The 21,736-nt window shown below is 61.4% G+C and carries 17 protein-coding genes; 10 read left to right on the top strand and 7 right to left on the bottom strand.

Features of this window, described 5'->3' with window-relative positions; all coding sequences use genetic code 11:
• The 6 genes from ACJJU9_RS14260 to ACJJU9_RS14235 all read right to left on the bottom strand — a co-directional run bounded on the left by ACJJU9_RS14260 (window position 1) and on the right by ACJJU9_RS14235 (window position 7,181).
• Window positions 1-2,898, bottom strand: a complete 2,898-nt coding sequence (locus ACJJU9_RS14260; protein WP_407728803.1) for a 2Fe-2S iron-sulfur cluster-binding protein — start codon at window positions 2,896-2,898, stop codon at window positions 1-3.
• Window positions 2,895-3,197 carry a sarcosine oxidase subunit delta gene (locus ACJJU9_RS14255; RefSeq protein ID WP_153433899.1) on the bottom strand — a complete coding sequence of 101 codons (303 nt, stop codon included), beginning with the start codon at window positions 3,195-3,197 and terminating at the stop codon, window positions 2,895-2,897. Before ACJJU9_RS14255 ends, ACJJU9_RS14260 begins: the two co-directional genes overlap by 4 nt.
• 13 nt (window positions 3,198-3,210) lie before the next feature.
• Complete coding sequence (locus ACJJU9_RS14250) at window positions 3,211-4,452, bottom strand: FAD-dependent oxidoreductase (protein ID WP_048387478.1); 1,242 nt, start codon at window positions 4,450-4,452, stop codon at window positions 3,211-3,213.
• Entirely contained in the window at window positions 4,434-5,339 is a 906-nt protein-coding gene (gene folD / locus ACJJU9_RS14245) for a bifunctional methylenetetrahydrofolate dehydrogenase/methenyltetrahydrofolate cyclohydrolase FolD (protein WP_407728802.1), read from the bottom strand. The genes ACJJU9_RS14250 and folD overlap by 19 nt, the downstream gene beginning before the upstream one ends.
• Window positions 5,336-6,202 (bottom strand): formyltetrahydrofolate deformylase, encoded by an 867-nt coding sequence (gene purU, locus ACJJU9_RS14240; protein ID WP_048369156.1) that lies wholly within the window; start codon window positions 6,200-6,202, stop codon window positions 5,336-5,338. The genes folD and purU overlap by 4 nt, the downstream gene beginning before the upstream one ends.
• 379 nt (window positions 6,203-6,581) lie before the next feature.
• On the bottom strand, window positions 6,582-7,181 hold the full coding sequence (locus tag ACJJU9_RS14235; protein WP_407728801.1) for a helix-turn-helix domain-containing protein: 600 nt from the start codon (window positions 7,179-7,181) through the stop codon (window positions 6,582-6,584).
• 283 nt (window positions 7,182-7,464) lie between these two features.
• Between ACJJU9_RS14235 and glnT the strand changes: the two genes are divergently transcribed.
• From glnT to ACJJU9_RS14210, 5 genes are all read left to right on the top strand, one after another.
• Complete coding sequence (gene glnT, locus ACJJU9_RS14230) at window positions 7,465-8,799, top strand: type III glutamate--ammonia ligase (protein WP_048369154.1); 1,335 nt, start codon at window positions 7,465-7,467, stop codon at window positions 8,797-8,799.
• A 48-nt stretch (window positions 8,800-8,847) separates the two neighbouring features.
• Window positions 8,848-9,753 carry a glutamine amidotransferase family protein gene (locus ACJJU9_RS14225; RefSeq protein ID WP_153331389.1) on the top strand — a complete coding sequence of 302 codons (906 nt, stop codon included), beginning with the start codon at window positions 8,848-8,850 and terminating at the stop codon, window positions 9,751-9,753.
• An 11-nt stretch (window positions 9,754-9,764) separates the two neighbouring features.
• A complete protein-coding gene (locus ACJJU9_RS14220) occupies window positions 9,765-10,448 on the top strand; it encodes a protein glxC (protein WP_407728800.1) in 684 nt (227 codons plus the stop codon).
• A 19-nt stretch (window positions 10,449-10,467) separates the two neighbouring features.
• Complete coding sequence (locus tag ACJJU9_RS14215) at window positions 10,468-11,805, top strand: FMN-binding glutamate synthase family protein (protein WP_153392157.1); 1,338 nt, start codon at window positions 10,468-10,470, stop codon at window positions 11,803-11,805.
• A gap of 112 nt (window positions 11,806-11,917) precedes the next feature.
• Complete coding sequence (locus ACJJU9_RS14210) at window positions 11,918-13,243, top strand: ammonium transporter (RefSeq protein WP_407728799.1); 1,326 nt, start codon at window positions 11,918-11,920, stop codon at window positions 13,241-13,243.
• Window positions 13,244-13,308: 65 nt separating this feature from the next.
• On the opposite strand, the gene ACJJU9_RS14205 is transcribed toward ACJJU9_RS14210, so the two are convergent.
• Complete coding sequence (locus tag ACJJU9_RS14205) at window positions 13,309-15,021, bottom strand: amidase (protein ID WP_407728798.1); 1,713 nt, start codon at window positions 15,019-15,021, stop codon at window positions 13,309-13,311.
• Between the two features lie 208 nt (window positions 15,022-15,229).
• Between ACJJU9_RS14205 and ACJJU9_RS14200 the strand changes: the two genes are divergently transcribed.
• The 5 genes from ACJJU9_RS14200 (at window position 15,230) to ACJJU9_RS14180 (ending at window position 21,642) form a co-directional block, all read left to right on the top strand.
• Window positions 15,230-15,571 carry a hypothetical protein gene (locus ACJJU9_RS14200; RefSeq protein WP_123749474.1) on the top strand — a complete coding sequence of 114 codons (342 nt, stop codon included), beginning with the start codon at window positions 15,230-15,232 and terminating at the stop codon, window positions 15,569-15,571.
• Between the two features lie 96 nt (window positions 15,572-15,667).
• A complete protein-coding gene (locus ACJJU9_RS14195) occupies window positions 15,668-16,930 on the top strand; it encodes a TolC family protein (RefSeq protein ID WP_407728797.1) in 1,263 nt (420 codons plus the stop codon).
• The gene (locus tag ACJJU9_RS14190; RefSeq protein WP_407728796.1) at window positions 16,920-18,158 is read left to right on the top strand and encodes an efflux RND transporter periplasmic adaptor subunit; all 1,239 of its coding nucleotides are present in this window, start codon (window positions 16,920-16,922) and stop codon (window positions 18,156-18,158) included. Before ACJJU9_RS14195 ends, ACJJU9_RS14190 begins: the two co-directional genes overlap by 11 nt.
• The gene (locus ACJJU9_RS14185) at window positions 18,155-21,313 is read left to right on the top strand and encodes an efflux RND transporter permease subunit (RefSeq protein WP_407728795.1); all 3,159 of its coding nucleotides are present in this window, start codon (window positions 18,155-18,157) and stop codon (window positions 21,311-21,313) included. Before ACJJU9_RS14190 ends, ACJJU9_RS14185 begins: the two co-directional genes overlap by 4 nt.
• Window positions 21,310-21,642, top strand: a complete 333-nt coding sequence (locus tag ACJJU9_RS14180; RefSeq protein ID WP_407728794.1) for a copper-binding protein — start codon at window positions 21,310-21,312, stop codon at window positions 21,640-21,642. The genes ACJJU9_RS14185 and ACJJU9_RS14180 overlap by 4 nt, the downstream gene beginning before the upstream one ends.
• Window positions 21,643-21,736: the final 94 nt, after the last annotated feature.

Raw genomic sequence — 21,736 nt, 5'->3', positions numbered from 1 at the left:
TCAAAGCTCCTGGCGCTGGTTTTCAGGGTCAAAGAAGGGCAGGGCGACAACCTCGGCCTGAACGGTCACACCACCTTCAACACGGATCGGGATGCGTTGCCCCGGCGTGCTCTGGTTGATGCCCGCATAGGCCAGGCCAATGATCTTGCCCAAGCTGGCAGAGTATTCACATGAAGTGACGCTGCCGCTGATGTCCGGGCCGTTAAGCACCAGATGCCCTTCAAGCGGTTGCGCGCTGTCTTTGGGCAAGCTGAAGCCCACCAGTTTGCGCTTGAGCGGTTGGGCTTCGAGGATGTCCACCGAGCGCCGCCCGACGAAGAAGGGTTTGTTGCGGCTCACCGCCCAGCCCATGTCGATTTCTGCCGGGTGGGTCATGCCGTCGGTGTCCTGGCTGATGATCACGTGGCCTTTTTCAAGGCGCAGCAAGCGCTGGGTTTCAACGCCAAACGGGCGAATATCAAACGCTTTGCCGGCGCTGATCAGGGCATCCCAGAGCGCCAGCCCGTGACGGGCCGGAACGTGGATCTCATACCCCAGCTCGCCGACAAAACCGACCCGCAGCAAGCGCGCTGCAATCCCGGCCACCGTGCCTTGGCGCACGCCCAGATACGGGAAGGCACTGGCACTTAAATCGAGGTCAGAACAGAGCAGTTCGAGGACTTTGCGTGAGTCCGGCCCGGCCACGTTGACCGCGCAAATGGCGGCGGTCACGTTGGTGATGTCGACGTCCAGACGCCATTGCGCGTTCCACTTCAGCATCTGCTGGTAAATGCGGTCTACGCCGCTGGTGGTGGCGGTGACGTAAAAGTGCTGCTCGGCAAAGCGTGCGCACACGCCATCATCAATCACCACCCCGTGCTCGTTGGTCATCAGCGCATAGCGCGAGCGGCCCACGGGCTGCTTGATGAAGGCAAAGGTGTACAGGCGGTTCAACAGCTCAGCCGCATCCGGGCCGCGCACATCGAGGCCGCCCAGGGTCGACACGTCAATGATGCCGACCTTGTTGCGCACGTGCAGGGCTTCGGCCTGCATGCAGGCTTCGCGGTCTTTGGCCGCGCCGTAGTAGGCCGGGCGTTGCCAGATCCCGGCCGGCATCATTTTTGCGCCTGCCTGCACATGGCGGATATGCATGGGTGTTTGTCGATACGGGTCAAACGCGCGACCGGCCACATGGGCCAGTTTTTCTGCCACAAACGGCGGCCGCGCGGTGGTGACCCCGGTCTCGCTGATGTTGCGTTGTGTCGCCCACGCCACCAGGCGTGCGGTGGGCAGTGCCGAGTGGCGGCCTTGGGACGGGCCCATGCCCACGGTGGAGTAGCGTTTGACCAGTTGCACGTCGCGATAGCCGATGCGCGTGGCGTTGACGATGTCGGCCACTTGCAGGTCTTCGTCATAGTCGACGAAGTCTTTGCCCTTGGGATGCGGGAATATCGGCCAACTGAAGTTGACGGGCGCTTCTGCCCGCCACCGTTCAGGGGCTGCGTCTGCGCTCAGGCCGAGTGCCCGTGCCGCAGCAGCACCGGCACGGGCGCCGTCGGCGAGTACGTTGTCCAGTGAGTGGCGGCCATTGACGGACCCGGCTACCAGCAAGTTTTGCGGCAGCCCGCTGAGGGTGAACTCGGCGCGCTGGTCGTCATAGGCCAGTTTGCCGCCCGCCTGGCACAGCAGTTGATAGACCGGCATATAGCCTGCCGACATGCACAACAGGTCGCAGTCCAGACGTTTGCCGCTGTCGGCCACGCGGCCCTGGGCGAGGATGGTGCGCACCTCGACCCCGGTCACGTGGCGCATGCCTTTTTCGTGCAGGGCTTCGTACACGGTGCTGTTGTTCAGGCACGGGATCTTGCGTTGCAGCAAGGCTTCACGCAGCGCCTGATTGCCCGGCGCGGCCCGCAGGTCGATCAGCGATGCAACCTCCACCCCTTGCTCATGCAAATCCAGCGCGGCCAGATACCCGTCGTCATTGCCGGTCAGTACCACGGCCCGCTGGCCGGGCTTGACCGCATAGAGTTTCATCAGGCGTTGGGCGGCACTGCTCAGCATCACCCCCGGCAGGTCGTTGTTGCGAAAGATCACCGGCTGATCGAACGACCCGCTGCACACCAGGCATTGGCTGGCCCGCACCTTGTACAGGCGTTTGCCCTGAATCACCGGCAGGTAGTTGTCGGTGAACCAGGCGTTACAGGTCGCCTCGGTGAGCACTTTAATATTGGCGTGCTGCACCACTTGCGCCAGCAGCGAATGGCGCACAGCGTTGGCCTGAATGCCTTCAATGTCGAAGCGGGCATAGGTCAGTGAGCCACCGAGCACCGCTTGCTGCTCGATCAGCAGCACCTTGGCCCCGGCATTGGCGGCCGTCAACGCGGCTTGCAAACCGGCAGGCCCGGCGCCGATCACCGCCAGATCCGTGAATAAATACGCCTTGTCGTAGTACTCGGGGGTGAAATTCAGGTCGAGCACACCCAGCCCGGCTTTTTTGCGAATCATCGGCTCCCAGAGCTTCCACATACCCTTGGGCTTGTAGAACGAGCGGTAGTAGAACCCCACCGGCATGAATTTGGAAAACTTGCCCAGCCAGGCGTCGCGGTCATGGTCCAGGCTGCCGTTGACGTTTTGCGCGCTGACCTGCAAACCCGACGTCAGCGGGCAGGCATCGGCCAGCACGTTGGGTTCTTTGGGCAGTTGCACCAGGCTGTTGGCGTCTTGCCCGGCCATGGTCAGCGGGCCACGGGGGCGGTGGTATTTGAACGAACGGGAGAGCAGAAACCGGCCGTTGGCCAGCAGCGCACTGGCAATGCTGTCACCTTGCAGGCCCTGGTAGCGTTCACCATCGAAGGTGAAGTCCAGCGGCTGATGACGGTCGATCAGCAGGCCCATCGGGGCGGGGAGGCGGTTCATCCTGCAATCTCCTTGGCGGCGGTGCTGAACTCGACACGGCGGGTAAACAGCTCTTTGGGGTCGAAGGTGCGCAGTACTTCATCGCTGACGGTGTGGCGCTCGGCGATAAACCAGTAGCTGGACGGCGTGTGCATCCACCATTCGCGCACCACCCCGGCGAGGTTTTCGCTGTTGAACACGTAGTCGGCCCATACGCCATCGCTGCAGGTGGTCGGGTCTGGCATGACCTTGAACTCGCCGCCGTAGGTGAACTCACTGATATTGCGCGGCCCGTTGAGCGGGCACATCATGATTTTCATTGCGTGCTCCGGGTCAGTGGCTGGCCGCCGTGGCGCCCATTTCGTTGACTTGCTGGAAGGTTGAAAAACGTTCGAGGGCGAACGGTTTGATCAGTTCGGGCACCTTGCCGCCGCTGGCAACCAGCTCGGCCATGGTCTTGCCGCAGATGGGCGTGGCCTTGAAACCCCACGTGCCCCAACCGGCGTCGAGGTAGTAATTTTTCACCGGCGACAAGCCCATGATCGGGCTGTAGTCGGGGGTCATGTCGGTGCTCCCGGCCCATTGGCGCATCAGTTTGGCGTTGGCCAAAAATGGGAACATCTCGATGGCGTGGGCCAGCAAGCTTTCTTTCAAGTCCAGGGTAGAGCGGGTGTTGTACAGCGGGTAGGGGTCGGAGCCGCCACCGAACACCACTTCGCCTCGGCTGGTTTGCTGCACGTAACAGTGCAGTGCCGACGAACTCACCAGCGGGTCGAGAAACGGCTTGAAAGGTTGCGTGACCATGGCTTGCAGCGGGAAGGTCTGAATCGGCGAGCGGATCCCGGCTTTGGCCATCAGCAGCGAGCTATGCCCGGCAATGGCCTGCACGGCGCAACCGCAGCGGATCGTTCCGCGATTGGTTTTGACGGCGGTGATTGCGCCGTTCTCGATGACCAGGTCCTGAACCTCGGTCAGTTGATGAATCTCCACCCCGCGCTTGGCCGCCTGCTTGGCATAACCCCAGGCCACGGCATCGTGACGGGCGGTGGCGCCGTCGATGTGCCACAGCCCGGCGAGCACCGGCAGATGGCCAGGATCAAGGTTGAGGGTGGGCACCAGTTCGCGGATCTGCTGGCGGTCAATCATCTCGCTGCGCCCGCCAAAGTGCTTGTTGACCTCGGCCCGCTGGCGGAACGAACGCACGGTGGCATCGGTGTGGGCCAGCGTCAGTTGGCCGCGCTCCGAATACATGATGTTGAAGTCGAATTCGTTGGACAGCGACTGGAACATTCGCACTGACTCGGCGTAAAACTTCACGCCTTCGCTGGTCAGGTAGTTGGAGCGAATGACTGCCGTGTTGCGCGCCGTATTGCCGCCCCCCAGATAGGCCTTTTCGAGTACCGCGATATTGCTGATGCCGTGGTATTTGGACAGGTAATAAGCGGTGGCCAGGCCATGCCCGCCCGCGCCGATGATGACCACGTCATAGCTGGGTTTGAGCGCCTTGGGCGGCGGTAAATCGACCTCTACCGGGTACTCCGAACTCAGCCCGTATTTCAATAGATTGAAGGGCATACGGCCTCCGACAGGCTGCGTTGCGCCTGAGATTGGTTAAGGGCAGCGGTCACGGTGTTTTTCATCAGAAAAGCGATAGTCATCGGGCCGACACCGCCGGGCACCGGGGTGATGGCCGCGACGCGGGTCAGTGCGCTGTCGAAATCCACATCGCCGACCAGGCGGCTGCGACCGTTGTCATCGATGCGGTTGATGCCGACATCAATCACCACGGCGCCGGGCTTGAGCCAATCGGCGTCGATCAGGCGCGGGCGGCCCACGGCGGCGATCACAATGTCGGCCTGGCGGCACAGCGCTTGTGGGTCCTGGCTGCGAGAGTGGAGCACGGTCACCGAACAGTCGGCTTGCAGCAGCAGGGCGGCCATGGGTTTACCGACGATGTTCGAGCGGCCAATCACCACCGCGTGCTTGCCGCGCAAATCACCGCAAGCCTGCTTGAGCAAATACAGGCAGCCGCTGGGGGTGCAGGGCGCCAGCACCGCGCGGCCCTGACTCAGCCCGCCGACGTTGTCACTGTGGAAACCGTCGACGTCCTTGTCCGGGCTGATGGCCTGCAGGGCGCGCAGTTCGTCGATATGCGCGGGCAGGGGCAGTTGCAGCAACACACCGTGAACCGAACGGTCGGCATTCAAATGATCGATCAATTGCAGCAAGTGCTCAGTTGTGGTGTCGCTCGGCAGGCGATGTTCCAGCGAACGAATACCGACCTCTTCGGCGCGCAGCACCTTGTTGCGCACATACACCTGACTGGCCGGGTCGTTGCCCACCAGAATCACCGCCAGCGTGGGCTCAATGGCCTGCTCGTAGAGGCTGGCCACGTCTTCGCGCACTTGCTGCAACACGCGTGTGGCGGCGGCTTTACCGTCAATCAAAAGGGGCGTATTCACCGGAAAATCACCGTTCTGTCCTGGTTGAGAAACACCCGATGTTCAAGGTGGTATTTGACCGCCCTGGACAGCGCCACGGTTTCGGTGTCGCGCCCGATTGCCACCAGATCTTCGGGCAAATGGGCGTGATCGACCCGTTGCACTTGCTGCTCAATGATCGGCCCCTCGTCCAGGTCGCTGGTCACGTAATGCGCGGTGGCACCGATCAGCTTTACCCCGCGTTGCCAGGCCTGGTGATACGGCTTGGCGCCCTTGAAGCCGGGCAGGAACGAATGGTGGATATTGATCGCCCGGCCTGACAGCTGTTGGCACAGGTCGTCGGAGAGGATCTGCATGTAACGCGCCAACACCACCAGCTCGGTGCCGGTGTCGTCGACGATTTTCATCAGTTCGGCTTCTTGCCGGGCCTTGGTGTCTTTGTTGACGGGCAGGTAAATGAAGCGGATACCCTCGCGCTCAGCCATGGGCCGCAGGTCGAGGTGGTTGGAAACAATGGCGGTGATGGTCATGTCGACCTCGCCCTTGTGGTAGCGGTACAGCAAGTCACCCAGGCAATGGTCGTACTTGCTCACCATCAGCAACACACGCATCGGCTGGCGGGTGTCGTGGAGTTCCCAAGTCATGTCGAAGGCGGCGGCAACGTCACTGAACCCGTCTTTGATCTGCTGAAGGTCAGCGGCCTGCTCATCGTTGAAGCGAAACACGGCCCGCATGAAAAAGCGCCCGCTGAACTCATCGTCGAATTGCGCCATCTCCCCGATGTAGCAACCGTTGTCTGCCAGAAACGTGGTCACGGCAGCAACGATGCCAGACACCGCCGGACACGTGACCTTGATGATGAAATGGTTTTTTTCGTGTTGCATGACACATCCTCGGGAAGGTAGTGGCAGCTCATCGCAGGGCGAAAAAAGACATCAGCACAGCCGTTCTCGAGGCGGAACGTACTTTCTTAGGGGGAATAAAATATTCCTGAATGTTGGCTTTATAGGGGAATGCCCGCGCCGCGTCCAGAGGTTTTGAGAAAGTTTTTTAACTGACAGGAATTTTATGCGGGGAGAAAGATGCAATCTGTAGGAGCGAGCTTGCCTCGCGATCTTTTGATCTTGATCTAAGAGCCCCCTCACCCTAGCCCTCTCCCGAAGGAGAGGGAACCGATTGGGGGATGCTGAAGATATTCGGTGGCCTTTTTGCTGCGCCACAACGCGGTATCGAAGACGGGGCGGCAGCCAAAGAGGGGATGGCTTATTCCTTGTCGTTGCCGTAGTTCATGATCGACAGCAAACGAATCGGGACTTGCACCAGCTGTTCTGGCCCGTGGGGAATGTCGCCTTCGAAGGTCAGGCTGTCGCCTGCCTGCATGCGGTACAACTGGTTGCCGTGGCGATAAACCAATTCGCCTTCCAGCAAATGCAAAAACTCGGTGCCCGGATGGGCGAAGGTCGGGAACTCTTCGCTGGCGTCGTCCATGCTCACCATGTACGCCTCAAAACTCTTCTTCGGGCCGCGCGTGTGGTTGAGCAAGTGATAGGTGTGGCCTTTCTCGGTGCCCCGGCGCACCACCTCCATGCCTTGGTCGGCCTTGACCAGCAGCGCGCTGCCGTCCTGCTGGTCGTATTCACTGAACAGCTTGGACATCGGCAAGCCGAGCACGTCGCACAGACGGCTCAAGGTATCGAGGCTGGTAGAGACCTGGGCGTTTTCGATTTTGCTCAACATGCCCTGGCTGATATCGGCAATTTTGGCCACGTCGGACAACTTCAAATCCTGAGCCTGGCGTTGGCGCTTTATCTGCATGCCCAAGTATTGCTCAAGCTTGAGCCGTGGAGCGGGTTCGGTTGGCATCGTCATTCAGTCCTGCACACTTTCCGTTCAGTAATAATAGTTTCGCACTGAGAAAGTGCAAAAAGCTGGTTACAGGCTAGCGGATCATTGGCCATATTCCCACCGGGAAAAGAATTTTCCCATATAGACAGCACGAAAACGCCACTGGAGGCGTTTTGACGCAGCGCTGACAACTCTGGCAAGGGCTTTGCATTCCTATTGGGAAACTAACTTTCTTTTTAGGAATAAAAAGACAGTTAAGGCCAACCCTCACTGTTTTGCCTTTCGCCAGGAGTGACGAGTAATGCTGCCAGCAGAAACCCAGCGCATCATCGATAAGCACGGGATCAAGTACGTGCTTGCGCAGTTTGTCGATATTCACGGTGCGGCAAAAACCAAGTCGGTGCCGATTTGTGGTCTCAAGACCGTCGCCGAAGAGGGTGCCGGGTTCGCCGGTTTTGCCATTAGTGGCATGGGCATGGAGCCCCACGGCGCGGATTTTATGGCCCGTGGCGATTTGTCGACCCTGACCCCGGTGCCTTGGCAGCCAGGTTACGGGCGAGTGGTGTGCGTGGGGCATGTTGATGGCAAGCCGCACCCTTACGACAGCCGTTATGTGTTGCAGCAACAAGTGCAGCGCCTGGCGGACAAGGGCTGGACCCTCAATACCGGGCTGGAGCCTGAGTTCAACCTGATGCGCCGTGACGAGCAGGGCACGCTGCAACTGGTCGACCCCAGCGACAATCTCGACAAGCCTTGCTACGACTACAAAGGCCTGTCGCGCTCAAGAGAGTTTCTGGAAAAACTCACCGAAGCCCTGCAAGCGGTGGACTTTGAGGTCTACCAAATTGACCACGAAGACGCCAACGGCCAATTCGAGATCAATTACACCTACAGCGATGCACTGACCTCCGCCGACCGCTTCACGTTCTTTCGCATGGCGGCCGGTGAAATCGCCAATGACCTGGGCATGATTTGCTCATTCATGCCCAAGCCGGACCCCAAGCGGGCGGGCAACGGCATGCACTTTCACCTGTCGATCAGCAGCGCCGAGAACAAAAACCTGTTCCATGACGCCAGCGATCCGAGCGGCATGGGCCTGTCGAAAATGGCTTATCACTTTGCTGCCGGTCTGCTCGCCCACGGCCCGGCCCTGTGTGCCTTCGCTGCGCCGACCGTCAACTCTTACAAGCGCCTTGTGGTGGGGCAGTCCTTGTCCGGCGCCACCTGGGCACCGGCCTTTATCGCCTTCGGCGCCAACAACCGTTCAGCCATGGTCCGCGTGCCTTACGGGCGTCTGGAATTTCGCTTGCCGGATGCCGGGTGCAACCCGTATCTGGTCAGCGCAGCGATCATCGCGGCCGGGCTCGACGGCATCGATCGCCAACTGGAAATCGACCACGTCTGCAACGAAAACCTCTACAGCCTGAGCCTCGAAGAAATTGCCGCCCGGGGCATCAAGACCTTGCCGCAATCGCTCAAGGAAGCCTGTGACGCGTTGCAAGCCGACCCGCTGTTTGCCGAAGTGCTCGGCCCACAAATCGTTGGCGAGTTTATCAAGCTCAAACGCATGGAGTGGGTGGAGTACAGCCGCCACGTCTCCGACTGGGAAATCAAGCGTTACACCGAATTCTTCTGATTATGTCTGGCGGCACAGCCGCTCCCGAACAACCTGAGGACTGCTCATATGTGTGGAATCGTAGGTCTGTATCTGAAAAACCCGCAGCTGGAAGCCCGGCTCGGCACGTTGTTTGAACCCATGTTGCAGGCCATGACGGATCGCGGCCCGGACAGTGCCGGCTTTGCTATCTACGGCGACGAAGTGGCGGCAGGCTGGGTCAAGTTGACGTTGCAGGCAACCACTGAAAGCTTTGACTGGAACAATTTGATGGGCGCGCTGGAAGGACGCCTGGGCTGCTCGCTGGACTGGTTCCAGAACGCCAGTGCTGCGGTGCTCAAGGTCAATGCCGACGAGGCATCGGTGCGTGCAGCACTGGCTGAGCTGGCGCCGACGGTGCGCATCATGAGCGCCGGGCAGAGCATCGAGATCCTTAAGGGCATGGGCTTGCCTGAGGACATTTCCCGGCGCTTCGGCCTGGCCGGCATGCAGGGCAGCCACATCATCGGCCACACCCGCATGGCCACTGAAAGTGCGGTGACCATGGAAGGCAGCCACCCGTTTTCGACCGGCGCCGACTTGTGCCTGGTGCACAACGGTTCGCTGTCCAATCACTTCCGCCTGCGTCAGGAGCTCAAGCGCGAAGGGATTCATTTCGAAACCGACAACGACACTGAAGTCGCGGCCGGTTATCTGACCTGGCGCCTGCAACAGGGCGACTCGCTGAAAGAAGCGCTGGACCATGCGCTGGAAGACCTCGACGGCTTCTACACCTTCGCCATCGGCACCCGTAACGGTTTTGCGGTGATCCGCGACCCGATTGCCTGCAAACCGGCGATTTTGGCTGAAACCGACGATTACGTGGCCATGGCTTCTGAGTATCAGGCGCTGTCGAGCCTGCCGGGCATTGAACACGCACGCATCTGGGAGCCGGCACCGGCCACGTTGTACATCTGGGAACGCGAGTCAGCTTAAGGAGCGCACACATGAAAACCATCGATCTTTCCACTGCCAGCGTGCGCGAACTCAATCAGGCGCTGCACGACCAGGTTCATAACGTTATCGACGCTGAATGGCGGGTGATCCACTCCAACGGCAAGCACAACCTCGCGGTGGGCGTGAACCAGGCCGTGTCCATCGATATTGAAGGCCACGCCGGTTACTACTGCGCGGGCATGAACCAGCAGGCGACGATTACCGTGCACGGCAACGTCGGCGTGGGCTGCGCCGAGAACATGATGTCGGGCGTCGTGCGTGTCAAAGGCAGCGCCTCGCAGGCGGCCGGGGCCACTGCCCATGGCGGCCTGCTGGTGATTGAGGGCGATGCCGGGGCGCGCTGCGGGATCTCCATGAAAGGCATCGACATTGTGGTCGGCGGCAGCATTGGCCACATGAGTTGTTTTATGGGCCAGGCCGGGCGTCTGGTGGTGTGCGGCGATGCCGGTGATGCACTGGGCGACTCGCTGTACGAAACCCACATCTATGTGCGCGGCAGCGTCGAGTCGCTGGGGTCGGACTGTGTTGAAAAAGAGATGCGCGCCGAACATTTGCAAGAGCTGCAAGGGCTGCTGGATGTAGCCGGTTTTACGCACAAAGCCGCCGAGTTCAAGCGCTATGGCTCGGCCCGTCAGCTGTACAACTTCAAAGTCGATAACGCGTCCGCGTACTGATCCGCGCGAGGAGAACCCCATGAGCGATTCCACTAACCCAACGCCAACCACGCCGGTACTGCGCGAATCGGCCACCTTCGATCGCCTGACCATTCAGGAGATCCAGCGCGCGGCCGAAACCGGTATCTACGATATTCGTGGCGGTGGCACCAAACGCAAACTGCCACATTTCGATGACTTGCTGCTGCTCGGCGCCAGCGTCTCGCGCTACCCGCTGGAAGGCTATCGCGAGAAGTGCGGCACCGATGTGATCCTCGGCAACCGCTTCGCGAAGAAGCCGATTCACCTGAAAATCCCGGTGACCATCGCCGGGATGAGCTTCGGTGCCTTGTCGGCCAATGCCAAGGAAGCCCTGGGCCGTGGCGCGACCATCGCCGGGACCAGTACCACCACCGGCGACGGCGGCATGACCCCGGAAGAGCGTGGCCAGTCGCAGCATCTGGTGTATCAGTATTTGCCGTCACGCTACGGCATGAACCCGGACGATTTGCGCAAGGCCGACGCGATTGAAATCGTCCTCGGGCAGGGCGCCAAACCGGGCGGTGGCGGCATGCTGCTGGGGATGAAAGTCACCGAGCGGGTGGCCGGGATGCGCACCTTGCCGATTGGCGTCGATCAGCGCAGCGCCTGCCGTCACCCGGACTGGACAGGCCCGGATGACCTGGCGATCAAAATTGCCGAACTGCGGGAAATCACCGACTGGGAAAAACCCATCTACGTAAAAATCGGCGCCAGCCGTCCGTACTACGACGTCAAACTGGCAGTCAAAGCCGGGGCCGACGTGATCGTGCTTGACGGCATGCAAGGCGGCACGGCGGCCACTCAGGAAGTGTTTATCGAACACGTCGGCATCCCGATTTTGTCAGCCATCCCGCAAGCAATTCAGGCTCTGCAAGAGATGGGCATGCACCGCAAAGTGCAGTTGATTGTCTCGGGCGGCATCCGCAATGGCGCCGACGTGGCCAAGGCCATGGCCCTGGGGGCAGACGCTGTGGCCATTGGCACGGCAGCCTTGATCGCCCTGGGTGACAACCATCCGCGGCTGGACGCTGAACTGAAGAAAATCGGTTCGGCAGCGGGTTACTACGACGACTGGCAGAACGGCCGCGACCCCGCAGGGATTACCACCCAGGACCCGGAACTGTCCAAGCGTCTGGATCCGGTCGAAGGCGGTCGGCGTTTGGCCAACTACCTGCGGGTGATGGTGCTGGAAGCCCAGACCATGGCCCGGGCCTGTGGCAAATCGCACCTGCACAACCTTGACCCCGAAGACCTGGTCGCCCTGACCGTGGAGTCGGCTGCCATGGCCCGCGTGCCGCTGGCGGGCACCAGTTGGGTACCGGGCTCCGGCTACTGATAGACCCCAACCCGTAGGAGCCAGCTTGTCTGGCGATCTTTTGATCTTTTAAAAGATCGCGAGACAAGCTCGCTCCTACAATTTCGAACGTTCTTTTGCAGGAGCTTTGAACATGGTCAATCGCCCTCTCGGCAAATCACTACTGATGGTGGGCACAGCCATGCTGTTGGCACCGCTGGCTCAGGCCGCCGATGCCCCCGTCCTGAACACCGGCAGCACCGCCTGGATGATCACCGCTGCCGCGCTCGTGTTATTTATGTGCCTGCCCGGTCTGGCGCTGTTTTATGGCGGCCTGGTACGGGCCAAGAACATGCTTTCACTGTTTACCCAGTGCTTCGGGATTGCCGGGGTGGTGGGCGTGCTGTGGGTGATCTATGGCTACAGCATGGTGGTGGATACCACGGGCATGGTGGAGGGGCAGGTGACCTTCAACAGTTTTGTTGGTGGCCTGGGGCAAGCCTTTTTGAAAGGCATTAACGCCGACAGCCTGGTGGGTGACATCCCGGAAGGGGTGTACGTGACCTTCCAGATGACCTTCGCCATCATCACCCCGGCGCTGATCGCCGGTGCCTTTGCCGAGCGCATGAAGTTCTCGGCGGCGCTGCTGTTCATGGCGGTGTGGTTCACCCTGGTGTATGCCCCGGTGGCGCATATGGTCTGGGGCGGCCCCGGTGCATTAATGCATAACTGGGGCGTGCTGGATTATGCCGGTGGTACGGCGGTGCACATCAATGCCGGGGTTGCCGCCTTGGCCGCTTGCCTGATTCTGGGCAAGCGCAAGGGCTACCAGAACACCCCGATGCCCGCGCACAACCTGAGCCTGACCATGGCCGGTGCGGCGATGCTGTGGGTCGGCTGGTTTGGCTTCAATATCGGTTCGGGCGGCGGCTTGAGCGGGTTGTCCGGGATGGTGATGCTCAACACCCAGTTGGGCGCATGTGCAGGCATTCTGGGCTGGATGTTCACCGAGTGGTTCAAGGTCGGCAAACCCAGTGCTCAAGGCTTGGCCTGCGGTGCACTGGCCGGGCTGGTGGGTATTACCCCGGCGTGTGCTTATGTCGGCGTCGGCGGTGCGCTGGCCATCGGCTTGTTGTGCGGGGTGTTCTGCTACCTGAGCGTCACCGTGCTCAAGCGCCGTATCGGTTATGACGACAGCCTGGACGTATTCGGCTTGCATGGCATTGGCGGGATGATCGGTGCAGTGCTGACCGGGGTGTTCTGTGTGCCGTCGTTGGGCGGTCTGGTGGACGGCGTGAGCATGGGCGCGCAAGTGATGGCGCAGATCAAGGGCGTATTGCTGACCACGGTGTATTGCTTTGCCGCCAGTTGGGTGATTCTGAAAATCATCGACCGCGTGATGGGTTTACGTGCCGACGATGCCGTGGAAGAGCTGGGGCTGGATCTGGCTGAGCATAACGAGCGGGCTTATAACCACTGAAGCATTAGCATCCTGTAGTGATCGTGCTCGCGATCTTTGACAACAGATCGCGAGCAAACTCAAGCCTACAGAGCGGTATTCAGCGGCGGGGTGCGGGGCGGGACCTGGCGTTTGCTGCCCAATGCTTCAAACGCCGAAGCAATGCTCAGCAACGCCGAATCGTCGTAAGCGCGCCCGGCAAAGGTCAGGCCCACCGGCATGCCGATGTCTGCCATCACACCCATCGGCACGGTGACGGTCGGCACACCCAAATGACGGATCGCCAGGTTGCCGTTGGCGACCCATACGCCGTTGCTCCAGGCAATGTCGGCTGATGCCGGATTAACATCGGCGTCGGCCGGGCCTACATCGGCGACAGTCGGGAACAGCACGGCATCCAGGCCCAGATCATCCATCCATTGTTCAAGGTCGATCTTGCGGGTCTGTTCCAGGCCTCGCAGGCCGTCCGGCAAGCTCGCGATCTGGTCCCACGGGGTGATCCCGCGCTGGGCCATGCGCACGTACTCATCCATGCCCGCAGCCAGGTCATCTTCGCGGTTGGGCAGGGTGCCCGGGTCGTGCGGGAAAATCTGCGGGCCATCCACGTCGGCCAGGCGGTTGAGTTTCGGGTCGCCATTGGCACGCAGGAAGTCATCGAAGGCCCAGGCTGACAGCTCCCACAATTCGTCGTGCATGAATTCCTTGGACACCAGCCCGCGGGTGAACACGGTTGGCGCGCCCGGACGGTCGCCTTCGCAGTTGGACACCAGCGGGAAGTCGACCTCGATTACTTCGGCGCCCTTGGCCTCAAGGGCCTGACGCGCGGCTTGCCACAGGTCGATGACCGAGGCGCGGGTGATGATGCGCTGCCCGGTCGGGCCGCCGATGCCGGGGTTCTCTGCGGTGCCGGCCAGCGGGTCGGCATTGATGTACATGCGCGGCACGCCAAAGCGCTTGCCGGCCAAGGATTCAGCGCTGGCGGCCAAATCCAGGTACGACGCCGGGCGCACGGATTCAACGCTCGGTAGCGGCACCCAGGGCTGCATGCGCCACAGGTCGCCACGGGTGTCCGGGTCTTCGGCAACCACCACGTCGAGCACTTGCAGCAAGTCGGCCATGGTCCTGGCGTAGGGCACGACCACGTCCATGGTCGGCGTCAGCGGCCAGTTACCGCGCACTGAAATCACTCCGCGAGATGGCGTGTACGCGCACAGGCCGTTGTTGGAGGCCGGTCCGCGCCCGCTAGACCAGGTTTCTTCGGCCAGCCCAAACGCCGAGAAACTCGCAGCGGTGGCCGTGCCAGCACCATTGGACGAGCCGGACGCGAAGGGCGCAGTCAGGTAGTCAGCGTTGTAAGGGCTTTCGGCGCGGCCATACACGCCGCGTTGCATGCCGCCGTTGGCCATGGGCGGCATGTTGGTTTTGCCCAGGCAAATGGCCCCTGCGGCACGCAAACGCTCAATGGTGAACGCATCGCGATAAGCGATCAGGTCTTTAAAGGCCGGGCTGCCGGAGGCGGCTGTCAGGCCCTTGACCAGGTAACTGTCCTTGGCGGTATAGGGGATCCCGTCCAGCGGGCCGAGGGTTTCACCCTTGGCGCGACGGGCGTCCGACGCTTCGGCTTCTTTAAGGGCTTCGGGGTTGCGCACCACCACCGCGTTCAGCGCGGTCGGCGTTTGCGGGCCGTCATAGGCCTCGATGCGTGCAAGGTACGACTTGACCAGCTCAACCGCGGTGGTCTGGCCCGAATCGAGCGCTTCACGCAGTTGGGCAATGGAAACTTCAGTAACTTCGATCATGCGCTCACCGCCGAAGGTTAAGGGTGGATGTGGACTGTGTGCAGCTTAGCGAAACCGTTTTCGTTAATCGATATTTATCCGTAATTATTAAGCGGCTCGCGCCTATCGAATAAAACGCTGAACATAATCTGCGCTTAATTCCAGCACGCTCTGATAGCGCGAGTCGGCTAATTGTAACCGTCATTTTTAACGATTAAACTCGCGCCCCATGAAACGCTATCTGCGGCTTTGCCTTGTTTTTGTCCTGAGCCTCGCGCTTCCCTTGAGTGGGATGGCGGGTGTGCAGGCACCGGCAGACCCGTGCCCCATGCAAGTGTTGGGCATGAAGATGATGAACGACATGGGCATGGACTGCTGCGACGACAGCAAGGCGCCGTCCGAACATGGCAAGTCGTGCAAACCCGGCCAGGAATGCAAAACCGGTACGATGTTGCAAATTTCGGTCATCAAGCCCGCACTTTCCTTGCCCAATCCGCTCACGCTGGCGCTGTTCAGCGATGCCGTACCCACCTCAGCCCCGTCCGGGGTGTGGCGCCCGCCACGGGTTTGATTCCTGTTCCTCTTTGAACCGTCTTGCGCATTAGCGCGAGGCACAGTTGTGCGCTGTGTTTGCAGCGTGCACGGGATCTTCACAGGAATTTAAAACATGAAACCCATGTGCTTTGGCACGGGCTTGCGCGTATGCGTCGGCCTGGTGGCAAGTGTGCTGGCGTGGCCGAGTTTCGCGGGTGGTCTGACCCTCGATGAAGCGCTGCGCCTGGCCGACAATACGGCGCCTGCGCTGGCGGCCCAAAACGCCAGCGTGCAAGCGGCCAGCAGTGCCGCAATCCCGGCGGGCGAATTACCGGACCCTAAGCTGGTGCTGGGGGTGCAGAACTTCCCGGTGGGCGGCCCCGATCGCGGCAGCCTGGACCGCGATTTCATGACCATGCAAATGGTCGGCATCCGTCAGGACATGCCCAATAGCGAGAAGCGCAAGGCGCGCATTGAAGTGGCGGATGCCGCCGTTGACACCGCCATAGCCCAGCGCCGGGTGGCGCGGCTGAATGTGCGTCAGGCCACCGCGCTGGCGTGGATCAACAGTTATTCAGTAGAGCGCAAAGACGCGCTGTTTAAGGGTTTTTACTCTGAAAACCGCCTGTTTGGCGATGCCGTGCGTGCGGCGATTGCGGGCGGCCGCGCGCAACCCTCTGATGCCGTGACCCCCAAACAGGAAGCTGCATTGTTGGCTGAGCAGCAGGATGAGTTGCAGCAACAGCGTGCCCAGGCCCATGCCGCACTCAAGCGCTGGATTGGCCCGGCGGGCAACGATACGCCGCTGGGGCGCTTGCCCGAATGGCCGGTCGAAGGCGGGATGTACACCCATAACGTGCAGCACCATCCGCAGCTCGCCGCCTTTGAACCCATGACCCGCGAGGCGCAAGCCAAGCTCCATGAGGCCGAGGCCCAGAAGCATTCGGACTGGAGTTGGGAGCTCGACTACCAGCACCGTGGGCAGCAATTCGGTGACATGGTCAGCGTGCAGTTTTCCTGGGATTTACCGATATTTCCCGGTCGCCGACAAAACCCGGTGATTGCCGCCCGGCAAGCCGACCTCGACCAGCTGGATGCCGAGCGCGAAGACATGACCCGCGAGCATACCCGGCAACTGGACGATGATCTGGCCGATTTTCAGCGCCTCAATCGCGCTGTGCAACGCGGTCAAAACAGCCTGATTCCGCTGGCCCAAGAGAAGGTCGCGCTGAGCATGGCCAGTTACCGCGCAGGCAAAGGTGATCTGAATGCGCTGGTCACGGCGCGTCGCGAGTTGATCCAGGCCCGCCTCAAACAGGTGGACGTTGAAGAGCAGCGCGCAGCGGTCAATGCCCGTCTGTATTTCGCTTATGGGGAAGGCGCACATGACATTTAATAAAACCAAAGTAACCGGGCTGGTAGTCGCTGCGCTGGCGTTGGGCGTGGCAGCAGGCTGGTGGGCGGGGCAACCCCGTGACACCGGTATGGCGCCGTCAATGGCAACCAACGAGCCCAAGGCGCTGTACTGGTATGACCCGATGTTCCCGCAGCAAAAGTTCGATAAACCGGGCAAGTCGCCTTTTATGGACATGCAATTGGTGGCGCAGTACGCCGACGATAAAGCCGACGCGCAAACGCTGCGGGTTGATCCGGGGCAGACCGAAAATCTCGGTGTGCGCCTGGCCACGGTCAGTCGCGGCATGTTGGCGACCCGTGTCATGGCGTCCGGGGTGCTGGGGTTCAATGAGCGTGATGTGGCAGTGATTCAGGCACGCACGCCGGGCTTTGTCGAGCGCGTTTACAATCTTGCGCCCGGTGATGTGCTCAAACCCGACGCTGCGCTGGCGGATGTTCTGGTGCCGGAATGGGCGGCGCCGCAGGAAGAGTTTCTGGCGCTCAAGCGCGTGGGTGATTCCGCGCTGTTGGCGGCGGCGCGTCAGCGTCTGCGCCTCACGGGCATGCCGCCAGCACTGATTGCGCAGGTCGAGCGCAGTGGCAAGGTGCAGCCGGTGTTGACCGTTACCAGCCCGGTGGGCGGTGTGCTGCAAACCCTGAACGTGCGTCAGGGCATGACCTTGGCGCTAGGAGAAACCTTGGCCCAGGTCAATGGACTGGGCAGCGTCTGGCTGACCGTGGCGGTGCCCGAGGCGCAAGCCGCAGCCGTTGCGCCGGGGCAAACCGTCGAGGCTCGTTTACCGGCCTTTGCCGGGGAAGTGTTCAAGGGCACGGTCAGCACAATCCTGCCGCAAACCAACGCCGACAGCCGCACGTTGCAGGTGCGGGTCGAACTGGCCAACCCCGGTGCACGGCTGCGACCGGGTTTGACCGCGCAGGTCAGCCTTGAACAGGGTATCGATCAGCATGTGCTGTGGGTGCCCGGCGAAGCGGTGATTCGCACCGGCCATCAAGCCTTGGTCATGCTGGCTGAGGAGGGCGGGCATTACCGCCCGGTTGAGGTGCGTACCGGGCCTGAAAATGACGGCCAGACCGCGATCCTGCAAGGGCTGCAAGAAGGCCAGCAGGTAGTGAGTTCAGGCCAGTTCCTGCTTGACTCAGAGGCCAGCCTCAAGGGGCTGGACGTCACGCCGCTGGCGCCAAACCTGCCAACCGGGAGCCAGCCATGATTGCCGCGCTGATTCGCTGGTCTGTCGGCAACCGGATGCTGGTGTTGCTGGCGACGTTGTTTGTGACGGCGTGGGGCATCTGGTCGGTGCAAAACACGCCGATTGATGCCCTGCCGGACTTGTCCGATGTGCAGGTGATTATCCGCACGCCGTACCCTGGGCAAGCCCCGCAGATTGTCGAAAACCAGGTCACTTACCCGTTGACCACCACCATGCTCTCGGTGCCTGGCGCCAAGGCCGTGCGTGGCTATTCGTTTTTCGGTGACAGCTTTGTCTACGTGTTGTTTGAAGACGGCACCGACCTGTATTGGGCGCGCTCGCGGGTGCTGGAGTACCTGAGCCAGATTCAAGGCCGCTTGCCCGCCAGCGCCAAACCGGCGCTGGGCCCGGATGCCACGGGGGTGGGCTGGATTTATCAGTACTCGCTGGTGGACCGCAGTGGCAAGCATGACCTCGCACAATTGCGCGCCCTGCAGGACTGGTTTCTCAAGTTCGAACTCAAAACCCTGCCCAATGTGGCGGAAGTGGCGACTGTGGGCGGGATGGTCAAGCAGTATCAGGTGCAACTCGATCCCCTGAAAATGGCCGCGTTGGGCATTACTCAGGCTGAAGTCACTGAGGCCATCGGCAAGGCCAATCAGGAAACCGGCGGCGCGGTGCTGACCATGGCCGAAAGCGAATTTATGGTGCGGGCGTCGGGCTACCTCAAGACCCTGGAGGACTTCAGGGCAATCTCGCTCAAGCTTGGCGTCGGTGCGGTACCGGTCACGCTGGGGGACGTAGCAAACATTCAGCTGGGACCAGAATTGCGCCGGGGCATTTCAGAACTCGACGGTCAAGGCGAGGCCGTGGGCGGCGTGGTGATTCTGCGCAGCGGCAAAAACGCTCGCGAGACCATTGCTGCCGTCAAGCAAAAGCTCGAGGAGCTGAAGGCCAGCCTGCCCGCGGGTGTCGAGATCGTCACCACCTACGACCGCAGCCAGTTGATTGATCGGGCGGTGGACAACCTCAGCCACAAGCTGCTGGAGGAGTTCCTGGTGGTGGCGCTGGTGTGCGGGGTCTTTCTGTGGCATCTGCGCTCCTCGCTGGTGGCGATTATCTCGCTGCCGGTGGGGGTGTTGATGGCCTTTATTGTGATGCGCTACCAGGGCATCAACGCCAACATCATGTCGCTGGGCGGTATCGCGATTGCCATCGGCGCCATGGTCGATGCGGCGGTGGTGATGATCGAGAACGCCCATAAAAAAATCGAAGCCTGGCACCACGCGCATCCCGGTGAAGAACTGAAGGGTGCGCAGCACTGGCAGGTGATCACCCAGGCCGCCACGGAAGTCGGGCCGGCGTTGTTCTTTTGCCTGCTGATCATCACCTTGTCGTTTATCCCGGTGTTCACCCTGGAGGCGCAGGAAGGGCGGTTGTTCGGCCCGCTGGCGTTCACCAAAACCTGGTCGATGGCCGCGGCTGCCGGGTTGTCGGTGACCTTGGTGCCGGTGCTGATGGGTTACTGGATTCGCGGGCCCATCCCCGACGAAAAAAAGAACCCGCTCAACCGTGGTTTGATCCGGCTGTATCAACCGGCGCTGGACGCGGTATTGCGCCGCCCTAAAACCACTCTGGCAGTTGCCTTGCTGGTGTTCGTCAGCGCCTTGTGGCCGATGTCGCGGCTGGGCGGGGAGTTTCTGCCGCCACTGGATGAAGGGGATTTGCTGTACATGCCGTCAGCGCTGCCAGGGTTGTCGGCGCAAAAGGCCGCGCAACTTCTGCAACTCACCGACCGGTTGATCAAGACCGTGCCGGAAGTTGCCCACGTGTCGGGCAAGGCCGGTCGCGCCGAAAGCGCCACCGACCCGGCGCCGCTGGAGATGTTTGAGACCACCATCGCGTTCAAGCCCCGCGAGCAATGGCGTCCCGGTATGACCCCGAAAAAGCTGGTGGAGGAACTGGACCGTGTGGTGCGGGTGCCGGGGCTGACCAACCTGTGGGTACCGCCGATCCGCAACCGCCTCGACATGCTCGCCACCGGGATCAAGAGCCCTATCGGGGTCAAGGTCAACGGCGGTGATCTGGCCGCAATCGACAGCGTTGCCCAAGCCATAGAGCGCGTGGCCAAGGGCGTGCCGGGAGTCAGCTCGGCGCTGGCTGAACGGCTCACGGGCGGGCGTTACATTGACGTCGATATCGACCGTGGGGCAGCGGCCCGTTACGGGCTCAACATTGCCGATGTACAGGCGATTGTGGCCGGGGCGATTGGCGGTGAAAACGTTGGTGAAACCATCGAAGGGCGGGCGCGATTCCCCATCAACGTAAGGTACCCGCGTGCCTGGCGGGACTCGCTGAGTGCGCTGCAACAGTTGCCGATCTACACCCCGCAGGGCAGCCAGATCACCCTCGGCACCGTGGCCACTGTGCGCATCAGCGAGGGCCCGCCGATGCTCAAAAGTGAAAATGCGCGGCCTTCCGGCTGGGTGTATATCGACGTACGTGACCGCGATTTGGCATCGGTGGTGAGGGATTTGCGCCAGGCCATCAGCGAGCAGGTGCACTTGCAGCCGGGCATGAGCGTGAATTACTCGGGCCAGTTTGAATACCTTGAGCGGGCCAACGCACGGCTCAAGCTGGTCGTGCCTGCGACCTTGCTGATCATCTTTGTGCTGCTGTACCTGACCTTCAGCCGTTTCGACGAAGCCCTGCTGATCATGGCGACCTTGCCCTTTGCCCTCACGGGGGGCGTGTGGTTCTTGTACCTGCTGGGCTTCAACTTGTCAGTGGCCACCGGAGTCGGGTTTATCGCCCTGGCCGGGGTGTCTGCCGAGTTCGGTGTGATCATGCTGCTGTACCTGAAAAACGCCTGGGCCGAGCGTCAGCAGGCGGGCGAGGGCAGCGAGCCAGGGCTGGTTGCTGCCATTCGCGAAGGCGCCGTGCAACGTGTGCGGCCCAAGGCGATGACCGTGGCCGTGATCATTGCCGGGCTGTTGCCGATCTTGCTGGGCGGCGGCACCGGCAGTGAAATCATGAGCCGCATCGCGGCGCCCATGGTCGGCGGCATGCTCACCGCGCCTCTGCTTTCCCTGTTTGTTATCCCGGCGGCGTACCGCGTGATGCGCCGTCGCCATTTACCTGTTGAAACCCAACCTTCTCAAGGAAACCCCCTATGAAATTCCCTCTCGTAGTCGTAGCCAGCCTTGTTGCCGCGTTCAGTGTCGCGGCCCATGCAGAAGACATGTCGGGCATGCCAATGGACGGCATGCAGGCTCAGCAGCAAGCACCGGCTGCCAGCGCCGAAGGCGTGATCAAGGCGATTGATCCGGCCAGGCACACCGTGACCCTGGCCCACGGCCCGGTCCCGGCTTTGCAATGGCCGCCCATGACCATGGGCTTTGCCGTGACCGACGCGCAATTGGCCGGGCTGGCGGTGGGTGACAACGTGGTGTTCAGCTTCCGCATGGAAGGCAGCAAAGCGACGATTGTCTCCATCAAGAAATAACCGGATGACTCTAGGAGCGAGCTTGTCTCGCGATCTTTTCAACGATCAAAAGATCGCGAGGCAAGCTCGCTCCTACAGGGGTATATTCTGCGGG

Source organism: Pseudomonas helleri (assembly GCF_045830615.1).
GTDB classification, from domain to species: Bacteria; Pseudomonadota; Gammaproteobacteria; order Pseudomonadales; family Pseudomonadaceae; genus Aquipseudomonas; species Aquipseudomonas helleri.
Note: the sequence above shows the minus strand (reverse complement) of the source record. Positions and strands in the feature narration are given on the sequence as shown.